General features: G+C 40.8%; 17 protein-coding genes. 9 read left to right on the top strand and 8 right to left on the bottom strand.

What is annotated here, in order from left to right:
* Positions 1-70: 70 nt before the first annotated feature.
* From AC1M9A_RS09550 to salA, 3 genes are all read right to left on the bottom strand, one after another.
* The gene (locus AC1M9A_RS09550; protein ID WP_228143106.1) at positions 71-961 is read right to left on the bottom strand and encodes a LysR family transcriptional regulator; all 891 of its coding nucleotides are present in this window, start codon (positions 959-961) and stop codon (positions 71-73) included.
* A 123-nt stretch (positions 962-1,084) separates the two neighbouring features.
* The gene (locus tag AC1M9A_RS09545) at positions 1,085-2,449 is read right to left on the bottom strand and encodes an MFS transporter (RefSeq protein ID WP_051586596.1); all 1,365 of its coding nucleotides are present in this window, start codon (positions 2,447-2,449) and stop codon (positions 1,085-1,087) included.
* Positions 2,450-2,507: 58 nt separating this feature from the next.
* Positions 2,508-3,815 carry a salicylate 1-monooxygenase gene (gene salA, locus AC1M9A_RS09540; protein WP_481610100.1) on the bottom strand — a complete coding sequence of 436 codons (1,308 nt, stop codon included), beginning with the start codon at positions 3,813-3,815 and terminating at the stop codon, positions 2,508-2,510.
* A 300-nt stretch (positions 3,816-4,115) separates the two neighbouring features.
* Between salA and AC1M9A_RS09535 the strand changes: the two genes are divergently transcribed.
* Positions 4,116-4,601 carry a hypothetical protein gene (locus tag AC1M9A_RS09535; protein WP_481609013.1) on the top strand — a complete coding sequence of 162 codons (486 nt, stop codon included), beginning with the start codon at positions 4,116-4,118 and terminating at the stop codon, positions 4,599-4,601.
* 137 nt (positions 4,602-4,738) lie between these two features.
* Here AC1M9A_RS09535 and AC1M9A_RS09530 read toward each other — a convergent pair whose 3' ends face one another.
* Positions 4,739-5,638 (bottom strand): NADP-dependent oxidoreductase, encoded by a 900-nt coding sequence (locus AC1M9A_RS09530; protein ID WP_481610099.1) that lies wholly within the window; start codon positions 5,636-5,638, stop codon positions 4,739-4,741.
* A 473-nt stretch (positions 5,639-6,111) separates the two neighbouring features.
* On the opposite strand from AC1M9A_RS09530, the gene AC1M9A_RS09525 reads away from it, so the two are divergent.
* Both AC1M9A_RS09525 and AC1M9A_RS09520 read left to right on the top strand, forming a co-directional pair.
* The gene (locus AC1M9A_RS09525; protein WP_481610098.1) at positions 6,112-6,636 is read left to right on the top strand and encodes a hypothetical protein; all 525 of its coding nucleotides are present in this window, start codon (positions 6,112-6,114) and stop codon (positions 6,634-6,636) included.
* 459 nt (positions 6,637-7,095) lie between these two features.
* Positions 7,096-7,383, top strand: a complete 288-nt coding sequence (locus AC1M9A_RS09520; RefSeq protein WP_481610097.1) for a hypothetical protein — start codon at positions 7,096-7,098, stop codon at positions 7,381-7,383.
* A gap of 36 nt (positions 7,384-7,419) precedes the next feature.
* Here AC1M9A_RS09520 and gatB read toward each other — a convergent pair whose 3' ends face one another.
* Genes gatB through gatC form a run of 3 tightly spaced genes read right to left on the bottom strand, consistent with a single transcriptional unit; the run spans position 7,420 to position 10,733 of the window.
* The gene (gatB, locus tag AC1M9A_RS09515; RefSeq protein ID WP_481610096.1) at positions 7,420-8,895 is read right to left on the bottom strand and encodes an Asp-tRNA(Asn)/Glu-tRNA(Gln) amidotransferase subunit GatB; all 1,476 of its coding nucleotides are present in this window, start codon (positions 8,893-8,895) and stop codon (positions 7,420-7,422) included.
* Positions 8,895-10,373 (bottom strand): Asp-tRNA(Asn)/Glu-tRNA(Gln) amidotransferase subunit GatA, encoded by a 1,479-nt coding sequence (gene gatA / locus AC1M9A_RS09510; RefSeq protein WP_481609018.1) that lies wholly within the window; start codon positions 10,371-10,373, stop codon positions 8,895-8,897. The genes gatB and gatA overlap by 1 nt, the downstream gene beginning before the upstream one ends.
* Before the next feature lie 45 nt (positions 10,374-10,418).
* Positions 10,419-10,733, bottom strand: a complete 315-nt coding sequence (gatC, locus tag AC1M9A_RS09505) for an Asp-tRNA(Asn)/Glu-tRNA(Gln) amidotransferase subunit GatC (RefSeq protein WP_035269791.1) — start codon at positions 10,731-10,733, stop codon at positions 10,419-10,421.
* Positions 10,734-10,866: 133 nt separating this feature from the next.
* Here gatC and AC1M9A_RS09500 point away from each other — a divergent pair, with 133 nt between their 5' ends.
* The 6 genes from AC1M9A_RS09500 (at position 10,867) to AC1M9A_RS09475 (ending at position 15,646) form a co-directional block, all read left to right on the top strand.
* Complete coding sequence (locus AC1M9A_RS09500) at positions 10,867-11,913, top strand: rod shape-determining protein (RefSeq protein WP_035269793.1); 1,047 nt, start codon at positions 10,867-10,869, stop codon at positions 11,911-11,913.
* A 30-nt stretch (positions 11,914-11,943) separates the two neighbouring features.
* On the top strand, positions 11,944-12,801 hold the full coding sequence (gene mreC, locus AC1M9A_RS09495; RefSeq protein WP_035269796.1) for a rod shape-determining protein MreC: 858 nt from the start codon (positions 11,944-11,946) through the stop codon (positions 12,799-12,801).
* Positions 12,788-13,282 (top strand): rod shape-determining protein MreD, encoded by a 495-nt coding sequence (gene mreD, locus AC1M9A_RS09490; RefSeq protein WP_481591637.1) that lies wholly within the window; start codon positions 12,788-12,790, stop codon positions 13,280-13,282. Before mreC ends, mreD begins: the two co-directional genes overlap by 14 nt.
* Positions 13,270-13,836 (top strand): Maf family nucleotide pyrophosphatase, encoded by a 567-nt coding sequence (locus tag AC1M9A_RS09485; protein WP_035269801.1) that lies wholly within the window; start codon positions 13,270-13,272, stop codon positions 13,834-13,836. Before mreD ends, AC1M9A_RS09485 begins: the two co-directional genes overlap by 13 nt.
* Before the next feature lie 51 nt (positions 13,837-13,887).
* A complete protein-coding gene (rng, locus tag AC1M9A_RS09480) occupies positions 13,888-15,342 on the top strand; it encodes a ribonuclease G (protein WP_035269804.1) in 1,455 nt (484 codons plus the stop codon).
* Positions 15,343-15,478: 136 nt separating this feature from the next.
* A complete protein-coding gene (locus AC1M9A_RS09475) occupies positions 15,479-15,646 on the top strand; it encodes a PA1571 family protein (protein WP_171076802.1) in 168 nt (55 codons plus the stop codon).
* Between the two features lie 52 nt (positions 15,647-15,698).
* Here the strand turns inward: AC1M9A_RS09475 and AC1M9A_RS09470 are convergent, their stop codons facing one another.
* A complete protein-coding gene (locus tag AC1M9A_RS09470; protein ID WP_481587254.1) occupies positions 15,699-17,153 on the bottom strand; it encodes a WS/DGAT/MGAT family O-acyltransferase in 1,455 nt (484 codons plus the stop codon).
* Between the last annotated feature and the right edge of the window lie 21 nt (positions 17,154-17,174).

Here is a 17,174-nt window from a genome sequence, read left to right as displayed (position 1 = left end):
GTCCATCATGGATTTAAATTATTAAAAAAAGGCTCGTATAGACGAGCCTTTTTTATGTCTGAGTGGGAACTTAGAGCGTGCTGAAAATATTTTTTAGAATCTTACAAAACCACTTACGTGCGTCTAAGTCATCCTTATGGTTATACCAGTTAACACTGACATTGAATGGACGAACCTCAAAAGGGAGTTCAAAAATTTGGATATCCGTATGCTGCTGATAAACCTTCGCGGCTCTCGAAGGCAAAGTAACCAGAAGTTCTGAGTGTTTCACCACGTTCTGCAAAACACTGAAATGTGGGACTTCAAGCATGATCTGACGAGAATGACCGAGTTCTTTTAAACGCTGATCAATTTCAATATGACCAGTACTCGATTTGATCGCAACATGTTTTTCCGATAAATACGCTTCCATGCTGAGCTTCTGCTGTATGCGCGGATGCTCTTTTTTAGCGATACAGACATAACGTTCCTCAAACAAATTTCGAGATTCAATTTTGGGCATAATGGTGTGACTGCTATTAAAAACGGCCACATCCAAAAAGCCTTCAACCAGCCATTCCTCTACTTTTTCAGAGTGAATTTCCTCAATTTCAAGTTTGATATTGGGAGCATGTTGTTCTAAATATTCAATCAGCGAGGGAAGTAAACAAATTTCTCCTAAATCAGAAATGCCTAAACGAAATACTTTTGAAGAGGTTAGCGGGTCGAAATGCTTGGCAGAATCAATCGCCATATCAATTTTAACAATCGCTTCGTAGAAACTTGGATAAAGACTTTGTGCAAGCTTTGTGGGTTTAACACCAAACTTGTCACGTACAAAAAGCTGATCATTCAGCATTTTCCGCAGTCGATTTAAATTATAGGTGACAGAAGGTTGGCTGAGATTCAAGCGCTCTGCGGCGTGACTGATATTTTGAGTTTGATAAATAATAATAAAAACTTTAATCAGACTTAAATCGATCAACTTTACATTCCTTGTAAATATTTAGAGACAGTCGCTATATCGAATAACCACTGTAACAAAAAAAGAGAGAGTTAACTCTCTCTTTTATTTTTAATGACTTACATGTTGTTGATGAATCATCTACTCATAAGCCACGTTTTTAACGCCGTTTGCTGCGCCTGCAATTTTTTTATTGCGCAGATGGATCGCAGTCACACTGATCACTGCAATCATACAAGGGATAGATAAGGCAATGAAATTATATTGCACTGGCAAATTAAGGCTAAGTAACCATCCACATAAGATTGGACCCAAAATTGCGCCTAAACGACCTACGCCAAGTGCCATACCTAGACCTGTCGCACGTATGTTAGATGAATAATATTGTGACATATAAGCCAACAATAAAATTTGTCCGCCAATCGATGCTGCACCTGCGACTGCTACACAGAAGTAAAGCACCATGGTTGGTAAGTTATAGCTTAACAAGAATAGGGAAATTGCGCCGCTCACAAACAAGGTGCAAAGAACTTTAGGTAAACTGAATTTATCAGCAAAAAAACCACCAAAAATTGCACCCAGCATACCACCAATATTGAGCGCAAATAGGAACACTAAACTGGTTGAGAGGTTGTAGCCAGCTTCCATCATCAGTTTAGGTAACCAGTTACCAAGCGCGTATACCAATACCAATGCCATAAAGACACTTGCCCAGAATAGAACAGTGGTTACTCCACGACTTTCAGTAAATAAGTCTTTCACTGGTGATTTAGACGATTCTTGGTTTTCTTGATGCAGACTAATGCGCATATCAGCAGGAATTCTTAGATTTGTGTCAATTTGTTCTAAGATATGAGCAGCTTCTTTATGCTTATTTTGACGAACCAAATAATCGATGGATTCAGGCAATAACTTCCAAATGATTGGCAATAGAATGAGTGGAATACCTGCAATCATAAACATGATTTTCCAGCCAAATTGCGGTACTAGCCACATACCTAAAATGGCAGAACACATTCCGCCTACAGCGTAACCACTAAACATCAATGACACTAAGGTGGAGCGTAAACGCTTAGGCGCATACTCTGTCATTAGTGTAATAACGTTCGGCATCACGCCACCTAGACCTAAGCCAGCAATAAAGCGATAGATCCCGAACTCTTGAGGATTGCTCGCTAGGCCACACATCACGGTAAAACCACTAAAAATGACAATACAAACTGCAATCAGTTTTTTACGGCTAAAGCCATATTTTTCAAGTTTGTCACTCATACTGCCAAAAATGATGGCTCCAAACATCATGCCAAAGAGGGCAAGACTTCCTAAGAAGCCCGCCGTCATTGGATCGATTGCCCATTCTTGCATGAGTTTAGGCAATGCCACACCGTAGATGACTAAGTCATAGCCATCAAAAATAATAATCAATGCGCTGAGTAAGATGACTCGCCAGTGAATGGCTTTGAGTTTGGCATGATCAATAATTTCATTTGCATTTAACGTATTCATGGAGACCTCCCTGGTCAATGAATCGGTTGATAACAGTCCTGTTAATGTTTTTGCTTATTTATATGGCTTCAGCCACGAGATGTTTCTCTATTGCTTGGCCTAAGCGATGTTGTGCGAGTACAACGTCTTTTTCTAAATCGTGTTGCCATAACCAATCAAAACGGTGTGCCAAATGTTGACCTACACTGTCAAAGTCTGGATACAGGGGTGAATATAATTCGTAAATCTCACCAGATTCTCGTGATGTGTTTTGTACACGGATGGCACGCTCTTTGCGCAGTTGCTCATAGACATGAGAGAGTTGTGCAAGGTCTTCAGTGCAGATTTGCGCTGAGTGATGTTCCAGATGTTTGAATAATGCAGAAAGAATTAAAGCATCTTCAAGACCTTGACCAGCACCAGCTCCTTGGTGTGGCAACATCGCATGTGCTGCATCACCAATCAAAATGACATTGTGTTCGCTGTTTTGATAGGTCTTAAGTGGCTCAATCTCATGAAGGGCCCAGATGGTAGGTTTTTCAATTAAGTTCAGTAATGCGCGACAGCTCTCACTCCAATCCGCAAAATCAGCTAGCATTTCAGTTTTGGTTGTTGGTCGTGTCCAAGGGGTACCTTCTGGCAGAGTTGTATTCTTGCGATCTGACTTAAAGGCAACAATATTGATTTCTTCACCTTTACGAATAGGGAAAGTTAAGATGTGTTTGTCTTTCCCCAATAACATTTGTGGGACATCTGCAAGTTCAGGATCGTGTCCAAGTTCTGCAATGACCTGTTTAAAATCTAAATACTTGATAATGCCGCGATAAGCCCATGTTCCTGAAAACTGAGGATCGACTTTTGGAAGTTGATTCGATGCCAATACATGATCACGCACAACAGAATGGATACCATCACAACCAATCACGTAATCAGCTTCAACCACTTCACCATCTTGGAAAGTTAAACGAACACCAGCGCTTGAAGCTTCAACAGATTGTACACGTTTATTGAAATGTGCATTTTGTGAAGGAACGAATGGAATAAGTGCATCTAAAAAATCAGCACGATGCACAGAAGATTGACCGACTTGAGGTGCGATCGAAGCCGATAGGTATTCATCGGTATAGCCATTACGCCATTGGAACCAGATATCTTGATAAGGCGCAGCAACTGTATCCGCAATGGCGTGATATTCTTCACCCAAGCCTAGAAGCTCAATTGCTTTAACAGCATTGGCACCAAATGAAATGCCTGCGCCAATTTCTGAAAACTGTGCTGCTGACTCATATAAATGCACATCAAATTTTTTATTTTTTACTAGGTTGGTCATTAAAGCTAATCCAGCAATACCACCACCAATGAGCGCAATCTTAATTCTTCTTTCCATGATTCAATTCCGAGTTTTTTGCCCTGAATAAGATCATTACTGATTTTTGACTACTTATCCAATTTATATATTTTGGTGAAAACTATTTAAAAAATTGATAGTTTGAAATTCACGTCTATTCCCACTAGTTTTGAAGCTTTATTGATGATCATTGATGTGCGTGATTTAGCAAATTTACTACCTAAATTTTCATGTGCTTACTTGTTTTACAGTGAATCTGTAGGGAAATGCGTTCAGGATGTGATACAACAAAAACATAATGACAACGATGAAAATTGAGTTTAAGTGATGACATTAAAAATGAATAAAACTGCTTTACGTACACTGTGTGCATCGGCTTTGATCATGGGCGTATCGACATTTTCGAAAGCGGGACCCGCTGTAGATCAATTGAGTGATTGTTTGGTCAAGTCGACGACCGCTGCTGATAAAACGACAGTACTACAGTGGACATATTCAGCATTATCTACTCATCCTGATTTAAAAGGCTTTAGTAATGTCAGTGCTGAGCAACGTACGGCATTGGATCAAAAGTTAGCGCAAGTCTTGCAACGTGTGATCGTAGAGCAATGTTCAACACAGACTAAAGCGGTGATTCAAGCTGAGGGTATTCAAGCTGTTGGTGACAGTTTCCAAGCATTGGGTCGTAGTGCAGGCGAAGAAATCATTAAAAACCCTGAAGTGAATAATCAGCTGAAAGGGGTGGTGCGTTATATTGATTTAAATAAATTGGTGACAACATTCCTCACCCCAGATATTTGGAACAAGCTTGGGATCACTCGCTAATCTCTTATTTTAATAAATGGTAATTAAATAAATAAGTTATCGATTGATGAATGTAGGGTGGCGTTACTCAACATCATAATTCAAACTAGAGAAAAGGCAGGATGATATCCTGCCTTTTCACATTGTACGCATAGAAACTATTTAAATAACAGTACGCTTTTACCTTGCGTATGACCCTCTAAAATGTCTCGATAGGCTTGCTGTGCTTCTGTAAAAGGATATTCACGACTGACTGTCCAATTGAAGGTATTATCTGCAACGCCTTCGACCACGTGTTTTAAATTGGAAACATTACGTTTAACCCAGACCGCTTGGATTTTCGCAGATGACAGTTTGCGTCCTGCAATCGTGCCCATAAATCCGCCATTTTTCACTGTTGCCAATGAGGCTTGAGTGGCATCCTCGTTACCTGCCATATCAATCGAAGCATCAAATTGACCTGGATGGACTTGTTTCAGACGCTCAATTAAACCTTCGCCGTACATGACAGGAATCGCACCTAAACTGCGGATATAGTCTTGGTTTTTTGCTGATGCTGTTGCCACAACTGTAATGCCGCGACTCACTGCCAATTGAATGGTGATTGAACCCACACCGCCTGACCCACCGTGTACCAATAAGCTCTGCATTGGACCAATTTCATCTAAAATGGTCATGGCAGTTTGAGCTGCTCCTGCAATCGAGCCTGCAATCGACCAGTCTAAATTTTTAGGTTTTTTAACTAAATTTGCGATAGGCACATCAATCACTGTGGCATGGGTAAATGCTCCACCAGAACCCAGCACTTCGTCACCGACTTTCCATGCACTGTTTTCAGTTACTTCTATGATTACACCTGCAAACTCAGTTCCGAAAGTTTGTGGGAGTTGTGCATGTTTGAATTCACCTGTCATGCGACGTGCATCAATGGGGTTAATCCCTGCGGCTTTGACTTGGATACGTGCCATGTCAGGGTTTAATGGTGGGAGGGTGTAGTCTGTAAATTCAAGGACTTCGGGTTGTCCGTAGCTTTGGGCGTTCAGTATTGTTGATTTCATGATTTGTTTCATTCTTCTTGATGATGAAATCAGTATAGAAGAGTCAAAGTAGGCAAATGAAGATCGAAAAATAGAACAGTGTTTTCTTTATTTTTTTGTTTTACCTCTCCCTTGCGAACTCAAAATATATTTTGAGGATTCTCATCACTTGCGCTTCGATTTAAAAGCAATGCTTTAAATCTTGCTCAAGAGAGGGAGCATCCATTACAAAATTTATGATGGTATTTGATATGCAATGAAAGCTCTTTCTCCTATTGGGAGCTCCTTCTCCTATTGGGAGAAGGCGGGGGGTGAGGGTCTTAGAAGTCCCGCATAAAGAAAGACTTTGAAAGTTGAATACGTCCTAAGTCTTTGAGTTTGGCAATGGAGGATACTTTTTCTGATGGTCAGGTTGAGATGGATGTAATTTTTTAAGATTTTTTTGAAATTATAGTATATTGAATTTTAATTAAATTTATGTTTTTAGGGGTTGTATGGGTAATTGGACGAAGCGGTTGAGGGATTGTTCTATTCATTTAGATAACGCTATTAACAATTATCTAGAGCCCAATTTATTTCGCATAAATTTTAATAATTTTATGCAAACAGCTCGAACCGTAACTTTCTTAATTCAAAAAGAAAAAAACGAATTACAGAAGCAATTTGATTTTGATGGGTGGTATCAACGTTACCAAAGCCAGTGGAAGTCTGACTTAATAATGAGATGGTCAGTCGATACTAGAAATATTATTGAAAAACAGTCAGATATTCCAATTTATTCAAAACTTGAGGTGAAGCTAGCTTTAGGGTATCGCTCCGAAGAAGATATTCATCTGCAAATCCCTCATGATGATTTGGTTTTTTTAGGTGTAAAAGGTCTTCAAAGTTGGGCTAGAAAAAATTTAGATCAACATAATTATAAAGACTCGGCTATATGGATTGGACGCACTTGGAATGAACCAAAATTAGAAAATATGGATTTAGTGAGTGCGATGCAATATGTTTATGCACGACTCTAAGAGTGTTGTACTAACCTAAATGATAAAGTAAGAACAGAGAATAGTATTACTATTAAGAATCCTGATGAAATTTTATATGATTTTAATATTACTCACACGTATGAATATATCGAGCTTACCAGCTTTAAAACACTCTCTTTCAAAACTAAAACATATAAAAAAGAAATTAAGTTAAATCATGAGAAATTTCTAGAGGAAAGACCATTTAAAGGCGGAAAATTAAGTAATGAGCTAAAAGATGAATTTGAAAAAAATTTTTCTAAATTCGATGCTATTTCTAATAAACAAGAGTTACTTGATATTCATGCGGATTTAAATTTACTAAATTTTCGTTGTGATGGTTCAATCCTTCAGTTTGTATCATTTTTTGATGAAAACTTTAAATGTATAAAATATATTCCACATATGCTACCCAATCAGTTAGCCAAATATATATTTTGGAGAAATATTGGTACTGTGGTGAAAGTTTTAAAACCCAAATACATTATTTTTTCTGATGAATATTATGTCCGAGATATACCAAAAAAAATGCAATATTGGCGAAGTACTAATATTCAAGGTGAATACTTAAGTACACGGGTATTATCAAAGCTAGAAGATGATAAATTCGAGTTATTAGAAATTCGTTATAGTATTAACAATGAAAAATTAAGTGAACCTATAAATAAAGAGAGTATAAATCAAATACTTGATATTAATGCTAATAATGAAGCATTTATGTATGTACCTATTTTGAGAGAACTATAAAAAACCCGCTTTAAAGCGGGTTTTTTTTAGATCAGATCAACCAATCAATTTTTTCATCAATTCATTCACTTGAGCAGGGTTGGCTTTACCTTTGGCAGCTTTCATCACTTGACCAACAAGACCGTTAAAGGCTTTCTCTTTACCAGATTTATACTCTTCAACCATCTTCTCGTTAGCAGCAAGTACGTCTTTAATAATTGCTTCAATTGCGCCTATATCAGTTTCCTGTTTCAAGCCTTTTTCAGCGATAATCTCGTCCGCAGTTTTGCCTTCTTCCCACATAAAGCCAAACACTTGTTTCGCAATCTTACCGTTAATGGTGTTGTCTACAATACGCGCGATCATACCGCCAAGTTTCTCAGCAGATACAGGAGAGTCTTGAAGTTCTAAGCCAGCTTTATTCAAAGCACCTGAGAATTCGCCCATTACCCAGTTCGCCGCAATCTTACCTTGTGCAGCACCGCCAGCAGCGTTGACCACAGCCTCATAAAACTCGCTCATTTCACGAGTCAATGTTAAAACGTGCGCATCGTATTCAGTCACACCAAAGTCAGCTACAAAGCGCGCACGACGTGCAGCAGGAAGCTCAGGCATAGTCGCTTTAATCGCTTCAATTTGTTCGTCTGCAATGATCACAGGCAACAAGTCTGGGTCAGGGAAGTAGCGGTAATCGTTCGCTTCTTCTTTAGAACGCATTGAACGCGTTTCCATCTTCACCGGGTCGAACAAACGAGTTTCTTGGTCGATGGTACCGTCCCATTCCAAGATTTCCATTTGACGTTCAATTTCAACATTGATCGCTTGTTCAATGAAACGGAATGAGTTCAAGTTTTTCAATTCACAACGTGTACCGAATGGTTGACCTGGACGGCGTAAAGACACGTTACAGTCGGCGCGGAAAGAGCCTTCTGCCATGTTCCCGTCAGAAATACCTAACCAACGTACAAGCGTGTGAATCGCTTTAATATAGGCAACCGCTTCTTCAACCGAACGCATATCAGGTTCAGATACGATTTCAAGAAGTGGCGTACCTGCACGGTTTAAGTCGATACCTGACATACCTTCAAATTGGTCATGAATCGATTTACCTGCATCTTCCTCAAGGTGCGCACGTGTCACGCCAATGCGTTTAACTGTACCATCTTCAAGTTGGATGTCGATATGACCCAAGCCCACAATCGGGTTGTCCATTTGGCTGATTTGGTAGCCTTTAGGAGAGTCAGGGTAGAAATAGTTTTTACGTGCAAATACAGACGCTTGGTCGATGTAAGCATCGATACCCAAACCAAAGCGAATGGCAAGATCAACCACTTCTTTGTTCAATACAGGCAGTACGCCCGGCATTGCCAAATCAACAAGGCTCGCTTGTGTATTTGGGTCTTGACCAAATTCAGTTGAAGAACCTGAGAAGATTTTAGATTTAGTCGCAAGTTGAGTGTGAATCTCAATACCAATAACGACTTCCCAACCATCAATCAAATTTGACTTAGGTTTTGCATTGTTCTTCGCCATTATGCATTCTCCTCAGCAATTGCAGCGCGTTTGGTGTGCCAATCAGTTGCTTGCTGGTATTGGTGCACCACAGACAACAATTGAGATTCTGACCAGTAGTTACCAATCAACTGTAAGCCAACAGGTAAATTATTTTGATCAAAACCAACAGGCGCGTTAATCGCAGGGAGACCTGCAAGGTTGACCGCGATGGTATAGATATCGCCCAAGTACATTTCAACTGGAGAAAGGTTTGCACCAATCTTATACGCCGTTGTCGGCGCAGCAGGCGCAGCAATCACATCAACAGACTCGAATGCTTTTAAGAAATCTTGTTGGATTAAACGACGTACTTTTTGTGCTTTGACATAGTACGCATCGTAATAACCTGCAGACAGCGCATAAGTACCAATCAAGATACGGCGTTGAACTTCAGCACCAAAACCTTCAGAACGAGAACGTTTGTACAAGTCCATGATGTCTTTTGGATCTTCACAGCGGTAGCCATAACGTACGCCGTCAAAACGTGACAAGTTAGAAGATGCTTCAGCAGGGGCAATCAGGTAATAGGTTGGAACATAAGCTTCAGTCATGTTGAGGTCAATTTCAACAAGCGTTGCGCCCATCTCTTCCAATTTTTTTAGAGATTCTTCAACACGTGCTTTAACGTCAGCAGCCAAACCTTCAACATTAAAGTACTGTTTAGGAATACCAATGCGTAATCCTTTTACAGACGTGCCGTTCAAGTTTGCAACGTAGTCATCAGCATCTTTTTGTACAGATGTTGAATCTTTTGCGTCATGACCTGCCATCACGTTCATAAGGTACGCACAGTCTTCTGCCGAACGTGCCATTGGACCGCCTTGGTCAAGTGATGATGCATAGGCAATCATACCGAAACGTGATACACGACCATAGGTTGGTTTTAAGCCTGTAAGGCCACAGAACGATGCAGGTTGACGGATTGAACCACCTGTATCTGTACCAGTCGCAAACGGTGCAAGGTCAGCTGCTACAGCCGCAGCAGAACCACCTGATGACCCGCCTGGGACACGATCTAAAGCCCAAGGGTTCGCCGTTGCACCGAAGTAAGATGATTCTGATGTAGAACCCATGGCAAATTCGTCCATGTTCACTTTACCTAAAGTCACTAGGCCCGCAGCTTTACCTTTCGCTACAACGGTTGCGTCGTACGGAGAGATAAAGTTGTCTAGCATTTTAGAACCAGCCGTGGTTTTAATGCCTTGCGTACAGAAAATATCTTTATGTGCAATAGGTAAACCAGTCAAAGTGGTCGCTGTACCTGCTTTGATCGCTGCATCAGCTGCATCAGCTTGAGCCAATGCTTGTTCAGCAGTCACAGTGACATATGATTTGACTTGTGCATCAATTTTTTCAATACGGTTTAAATAATGTTGCGTCAATTCACGTGAAGAGAATTTAGCGGTTGCTAAACCATCGATAAGTTCACGAACCGATAAGCGATGTAAATCTGTCATGAGAAAAATTCTTAACTAAAATTTAAATAGGGCAAAACTGAACAATTATTCAATTACACGTGGAACAAGATACAAACCGTCTTGCACAGCTGGTGCAACGGCTTGATAGTCATCACGATGGTTTTGTTCAGACACAGCGTCTTCACGTAATGGCTGTGGATGGTCAAATGGGCTCTTTAATGGCTCAACACCTTCGGTATCAATGCCTTTCAAGGTTTCCATCATACCTAAAATTTTATTCAAACTTTGAGCATATTCAGCAGATTGAGTATCATCCAAAGACAAGCGTGCTAAGTGTGCAATGCTTGAAACGGTTTGTGCATTTAAATCTGCAGATTGCTGAGCATCTGATGCTGACATGCTGTCTCACCTAATCAGTAATAAAAATATTCAAAATATCATGCGTTATAATAAGCGATTGACTTGTCCAAAGCATCACATTTAGTTAAAGTTGCCATCTTACGTCTATATAACGTTGAACTGAGAACGACCCGTGATTCTAAAACGACTAATTGGCTTGTTTTCGCCAGATCTAGCCATAGATTTAGGCACCGCTAATACACTAATTTATGCGCCAGGACGGGGCATTATATTAAATGAACCGACTGTTGTGGCAATTCGTCACAGTGGTTCACAAAAAATAGTTGCCGCTGTTGGCTTGGATGCTAAGCAAATGCTTGGTCGTACCCCTGCGAATATTTCTGCAATTCGTCCAATGAAAGATGGCGTGATTGCGGATTTCGAAGTCACTGAGACCATGTTAAACCAATTTATTGGTAAAGTGCATGAAAAGCGTCTTTTCCCACCAGCGCCGCGTGTTGTGGTGTGTGTGCCATGTAAATCAACTTTGGTTGAGCGTCGTGCGATTCGTGAGGCTGTATTCAATGCAGGCGCACGTGATGTACGTTTAATCGAAGAGCCAATGGCAGCAGCGATTGGTGCAGGCATGCCAGTTGAGCAAGCATGTGGTTCGATGGTCGTAGACGTAGGTGGTGGTACAACTGAAATTGCAATCATTTCATTGCAAGGTTGTGTCTATGCAGACTCATTACGCATTGGTGGTGATGTTTTTGACGAACAAATTATTCATTATGTTCGTAAAGCACACGGTTGCGTCATTGGTGAAACGACAGCTGAAACCATCAAAAAAGAAGTGGGTATGGCACTTCCGGATGAAGATGGCAAAGTGCTAGAAATCGAAGTTCGAGGTCGTAACTTGGCGGAAGGTGTTCCGCGCGCAATTACGGTGACTTCTGATGAAATTACTCAAGCAATCACTGATCCATTGCAAAGCATTGTCTCTGCAGTGAAATCTGCGCTTGAACAAACACCTCCTGAGTTGTCATCAGATATCGCGGAGCGCGGTATTGTATTGACTGGTGGTGGTGCGCTATTACGTAACTTAGACAAGTTATTGTCACAAGAAACAGGTTTGCCAGTAGTAGTTGCTGAAGATCCGCTTTCTTGCGTAACACGTGGTGGTGGTAAAGTCTTAGAACTCTTTGACAACCCGAACCATGACATGCTGTTTGTTGGTTAATTTTCTGTAATTTAATTTAAGGACGAGGCGGTGCAACCGAATCTGTTTTCAAGACAACCGCCATCTTTTCGCTCTTTCATCATTGCAGTCATCGTGTGTTTGTTCGTGTTAATGTTTAATTGGCGTGCTCCACACTTGATTCAACCAGCAAGAGATGTCTTGTACGCGGCATACAATCCCATTTATGCCATTGCAAGTTATCCCGTTTTATCGAAAGAATGGCTCAGTCAACAAACCAAGTCTGAAGCGCAATTGCGTCGTGAGAATACTGCGATGCAGGCAGAGCTGCTTCAGGCTCAGGTTCGCCTTCAAAAACTCTCAGAACTCTCCGCTGAAAATACGCGCTTACGTGGATTATTGGATACGCCTTTGATCATTGACGGTCGTATGGAAATCTCTGAGGTGATCGGCACAGATGCTGATCCATTACGTCATATCATTATCATTAACCGCGGTGCTGCGAGCCAACTGCGTGTCGGGCAAACGGTGTTGGATGATAACGGTATCATGGGGCAGATCATCAATGTTTATCCGCACAGTAGCCGTGTCATGTTATTGTCTGATAAAGAACACTCCCTATCAGTACGTCTTGAAAACTCTGGCATGCGTGCCATTGTGTCAGGCACTGGTGATTTAGGTCGTCTGAAAATGGAATATGTACCGACCAGCGCTAACGTCAAAGTCGGGGACAAGGTGTATAGTTCAGGTTTAGGACAACATTTTCCTGCGGGTTATTTGGTCGGAACAGTGTCCAAAGTTAAGCGTGAAAATACCGGTGAGTTTGCGCAGATAGACGTGAAACCTGCAGCTCAGTTGGCCGGTGGACACCATGTAGTGGTACTGTTCTCAGACTCATTAGCCATGGAGCAACCTCATGCTCAGCGCTAAAAAAATATCATCAGTTAAAACACGTGATCCACTATGGATCATCGTGCTTTCAATCATTATTGGTTCAGTCTTGGTGGTGTATCCGCTGTCTTATTCATTGGCAGGATGGCGACCGCTGATCATGCTGATGATTACGATGTATTGGATCTTGCTTCAACCGACATGGTGTGGTGTTTGGTTTGCTTTTGCAGTCGGATTATTTACCGATTTACTGCTTGATGCACCCCTTGGATTACATGCGTTAAGCTTCGTTTTACTAACATTTAGCATCCGTTGGTTTGTGCGTGAACGCCGTTTAATGACGTTTGGAAATACTTGGGCAATCGCTAGTGTTGCTATATTGGCACATTTGATTTACGTCCTTTTTGCACAAATTATTTCCGATATGCAATTTTCGATAACTCGTCATTGGCAGCCACTAATGAGCAGTATTTTAACTTGGCCCATCTTGTATTATTTGCTTAGAAAATGGCGAATTTAATCCTGGCGTCGAGCTCGCCTCGGCGTAAAGAACTGCTTGCACAGCTTGGACTTAAATTTGATATTTTTAGTCCAGAAATCGATGAGTCTGTACATGATGGTGAGCAAGCACATGATTATGTTCGACGTTTGGCAGAACAAAAAGCTCAGGTTGTTTTAGCACAATTTCCAGATGCGGTGGTCATTGCTGCAGATACAAGCCTCAGTTTAGATGGGCAAATTATTGGCAAACCTGACTCGAAGCAACATGCGTTTGAAATTTGGCAATCCTTGTCAGGACGTCAGCATGAAGTTCTCAGTGGCCTTTGTGTGGCTTCACAACATAAAACAATAAGTACGGTAGTGAGCACAAAGGTTGATTTTCAATCACTCAGTCATCATGATATGGAAGAATATTGGTCAACTGGGGAACCTGTAGGAAAAGCAGGGGCTTACGCAATACAAGGAATCGCCGCAAAGTTTGTTCCTCGTATTGAAGGTAGCTACACCAATGTGGTGGGTTTGCCTTTACATGAAACATCACAGTTACTGAATCAAATATTGAAAAGTGGTTAAGGCACTAAATTAACCTTTTAAAAAATTTTTATAATGTTTTGAGTGTTTTTTATGTCTGACGAGTTGTTGATTAACGTCACCCCAATGGAGTGTCGGGTGGCGTTAGTTGAAAATGGGACGGTCAACGAACTATTTGTTGAACGCAACGCTAAACGTGGTTTAGTCGGGAATATTTATAAAGCCAAAGTTGTACGTGTATTGCCTGGTATGCAAGCGGCATTTGTAGACATTGGCTTATCTCGTACTGCTTTTTTACATATCAATGACATGATTTGGCCTCGTAATCAACCGACGCCAAATGTCTTTGATCTTCTGCAACCAGGTCAGATTCTGACAGTGCAGGTCATGAAAGATATGTTAGGCACGAAAGGTGCGCGTTTAAGTACTGATCTTTCCATTCCTTCTCGCTATTTGGTGATGATGCCTTATGGACATCATACTGGCGTGTCTCAGCGAATCGAATCAGAAGAAGAGCGTGATCGTTTACGTTCGATCATTGAGCGTATTCAAGCTGAACATAAGTTACCCGGTTCTGTCATTGTACGAACTGCAGCAGAGGGGATCGAAGAAGCCGCTATTGCGCAAGATATGGCGTATTTGGCAAAACTTTGGGAATTTATTCAACGTAAACAAAAAAGTGTCGTGGTGCCATCACTTATCTTTGAAGAGCTACCACTTCCTCAACGTATCATCCGTGATCTGGCAAATGAAGATACGGTAAAAATTCAAGTCGATTCAAGAGAAGTGTTTGGCAAGCTACAAGAGTTCGTGGCTGAGTTTGTACCAAATATGGTTGATCGTCTGAAACATTATCCTGGTGAGTGTCCGATATTCGACTTATACAATGTTGAAACAGATATTCAAAAAGCACTGCAAACACGTGTTGCATTAAAGTCTGGTGGTTATCTCATGATTGATCAGACAGAAGCCATGACCACTATTGACGTCAATACAGGCTCATATGTAGGTGGACGCTCTCTTGAGGACACCGTCTTTAAGACCAACATGGAAGCGACACAAGTCATTGTGCGTCAACTCAGACTGCGCAACTTAGGTGGAATTATCATTATTGACTTTATTGATATGCAAGAGGCCTCACACCGTGATGAAGTGCTTAAGCAATTTGAAAAAGTCTTAGAACGTGACCATGCAAAAACTAAAATCACCCAAGTGTCTGAGCTTGGCTTGGTAGAAATGACGCGTAAACGGACGCGTGAATCACTTGAGCATTTGTTATGTGAGTCTTGTCCGACGTGTCAGGGACGTGGTTATGTGAAAAGTGCCGAGACTGTTTGTTACGAAATCTTTCGAGAGATCTTAAGATATGCTCGAGATTTTGAGTCTCAGACTGACTTTACTGTCGTTGCGCATCCATCGGTTGTGGATCGATTATTAACCGTAGAAGCTGCGGCCGTCTCTGATTTAGAGCATTTTGTGAAACGTGTCATTAAGTTCCAAGTCGAAAATTTATACACGCAAGAGCAATACGATATCATTTTGAACTGAAATTGTAACAGAATATCGTTAAACACTTGTTACAACTGAGATTTTACATTCGATCTCGATTTCTCAATACTTAAGAAATCAAATCGAATAGCCAAAGACAGCGATGTTGTCTTAGCAAAGTGAGGTCAAAGTGGGTATGAATTTAACGGAACAATTAGCGGGTAGCCATCGTCAAATTGTGGATTCAAACAAAAGCGCTTGCTTGATGCTCAACGATCAAGGTCAAGAAGTTCGAGTTACACAAGCGATGGTCGTTTCTCTCTGTCAGCAATTAATCAAGCAGTGTCGTAATATTAAAAATTAAGGGGCCTTTTTAAAGCCCCTTAATTTTTTTGTAAATATCGAAATATACAACCTTAAGCTGGTTTTTCATTTGCAATTTCTATATCCGCTACTACTTGTTTCTTTGCTGCACTACGCTTAGTAGCCTTTTTCATAATCTGCGGTTTGTCATCTTCAGGTAGACCCACAATTTTTTCAAATCGTTGAATCTCATCTTCTAAATGGGTCAATAAATTTTGCATCTTAGGCAAAGCATTTCGACATGCGGTTAAACCGACTTCTAATTTATCCATATAACTGGTCATTGTGATATTCAACGCTTGACCATCAAGTACGATAGAAGCAGGGTAAAGTGCGTCCAAACGTGCTCCGTTCCAATATAGCGGCTCTTTAGGTCCTGGTACGTTAGAAATAACGAGGTTAAATGCCTGACGCTTAGGTGCTAAACCAGAGATGATATTTAAACCTGCAGGACCATATACGAAGGCACTATAGTTGAGAATCTGATCTGAAGTCATGCGTTTAAATTTTTGTTTTGCATTCATTACGCTACGACGAATAAGATCGAGTCGTTCTAATGGATCGGCTTTATGTGTCGCTAAGTTCGCCAGAATCATCGTAATACGATTTGACATATCTGAATCATCCGTACGAACGGAGACAGGAACCATAGCGATTAATGGTTTTTCTGGTAAAGCACTTTGACTGATTAAATATTCACGTAAAGCACCGGAACAAATCGCAAGCACAATATCGTTAATGGTCACACCCAGTGATTTTGAAATATGGTTGAGACGCTTAAACTCATATGACTGAGCAGCGAAACGACGCGATGAGCTGACTTTTTGATTCAGAATACTACTTGGGGCTTGGAAACTAGATACATAGTCCGGATTACGTCCCATATCCTTAAAGACAGTTTCAGACAGCACTTTGAATACACCCGGTGTAGACTGCACTTGACCTTTCAAATTAGACAATATTTGTTTTGCACGGCTTACTTTAGGTGTTTTAAGTCGCTTAGCACGCGGACCTTCGACACACCATGGCGGAACGATACTTCTTGCATTTGGATCATGAGAGAGTGATTTTTCAATTAAACGCATGCCTGCAATACCATCGACCATCCCATGATGTATTTTGAAATACATGGCGAAACGATTGCCTTCAATGCCCTCAATGATATGACACATCCATAATGGCTTAGCTCGATCAATTAATGAACTGTGCTCTTGGGAAATGTAGGTGAGTAGCTCACGAATACGACCAGGATGTGGTAGAGCAATATGTCTGAAGTGATGATCAAGATCGAATTCAGTGTCTGTGTCCCAAAACAGTCCGTTTAATTTATTATTAAACGGTGGAATTGGAATAGATTTTGAGTTGCGAATATCTGCCACTAAATCTTGAATAAAGGTTGGTGGCGCATCTTCTGGAATTTCAAATAAAAATAATCCGCCAACATGCATGGGCTGTTGTCTTTTTTCCAAAGATAAGAAAATAAAATCAAGCGGGTGTAATGGGCGCATAGTCTAGGTTTGCCTCACTGC

The organism is Acinetobacter sp. ANC_7634, assembly GCF_056779875.1.
This window is presented reverse-complemented; position numbering and strand designations above follow the sequence as displayed.

Bases quoted from the DNA above. Each gene is read 5' to 3' on its own strand.
- salA (WP_481610100.1), bottom strand. From the start codon at position 3,815: ATGGAAAGAAGAATTAAGATTGCGCTCATTGGTGGTGGTATTGCTGGA.
- AC1M9A_RS09470 (WP_481587254.1), bottom strand. From the start codon at position 17,153: ATGCGCCCATTACACCCGCTTGATTTTATTTTCTTATCTTTGGAAAAA.
- AC1M9A_RS09485 (WP_035269801.1), top strand. From the start codon at position 13,270: ATGGCGAATTTAATCCTGGCGTCGAGCTCGCCTCGGCGTAAAGAACTG.
- rng (WP_035269804.1), top strand. From the start codon at position 13,888: ATGTCTGACGAGTTGTTGATTAACGTCACCCCAATGGAGTGTCGGGTG.
- mreD (WP_481591637.1), top strand. From the start codon at position 12,788: ATGCTCAGCGCTAAAAAAATATCATCAGTTAAAACACGTGATCCACTA.
- AC1M9A_RS09545 (WP_051586596.1), bottom strand. From the start codon at position 2,449: ATGAATACGTTAAATGCAAATGAAATTATTGATCATGCCAAACTCAAA.
- gatB (WP_481610096.1), bottom strand. From the start codon at position 8,895: ATGGCGAAGAACAATGCAAAACCTAAGTCAAATTTGATTGATGGTTGG.
- AC1M9A_RS09475 (WP_171076802.1), top strand. From the start codon at position 15,479: ATGAATTTAACGGAACAATTAGCGGGTAGCCATCGTCAAATTGTGGAT.
- gatC (WP_035269791.1), bottom strand. From the start codon at position 10,733: ATGTCAGCATCAGATGCTCAGCAATCTGCAGATTTAAATGCACAAACC.
- gatA (WP_481609018.1), bottom strand. From the start codon at position 10,373: ATGACAGATTTACATCGCTTATCGGTTCGTGAACTTATCGATGGTTTA.
- AC1M9A_RS09530 (WP_481610099.1), bottom strand. From the start codon at position 5,638: ATGAAATCAACAATACTGAACGCCCAAAGCTACGGACAACCCGAAGTC.
- AC1M9A_RS09525 (WP_481610098.1), top strand. From the start codon at position 6,112: ATGGGTAATTGGACGAAGCGGTTGAGGGATTGTTCTATTCATTTAGAT.
- AC1M9A_RS09535 (WP_481609013.1), top strand. From the start codon at position 4,116: ATGAATAAAACTGCTTTACGTACACTGTGTGCATCGGCTTTGATCATG.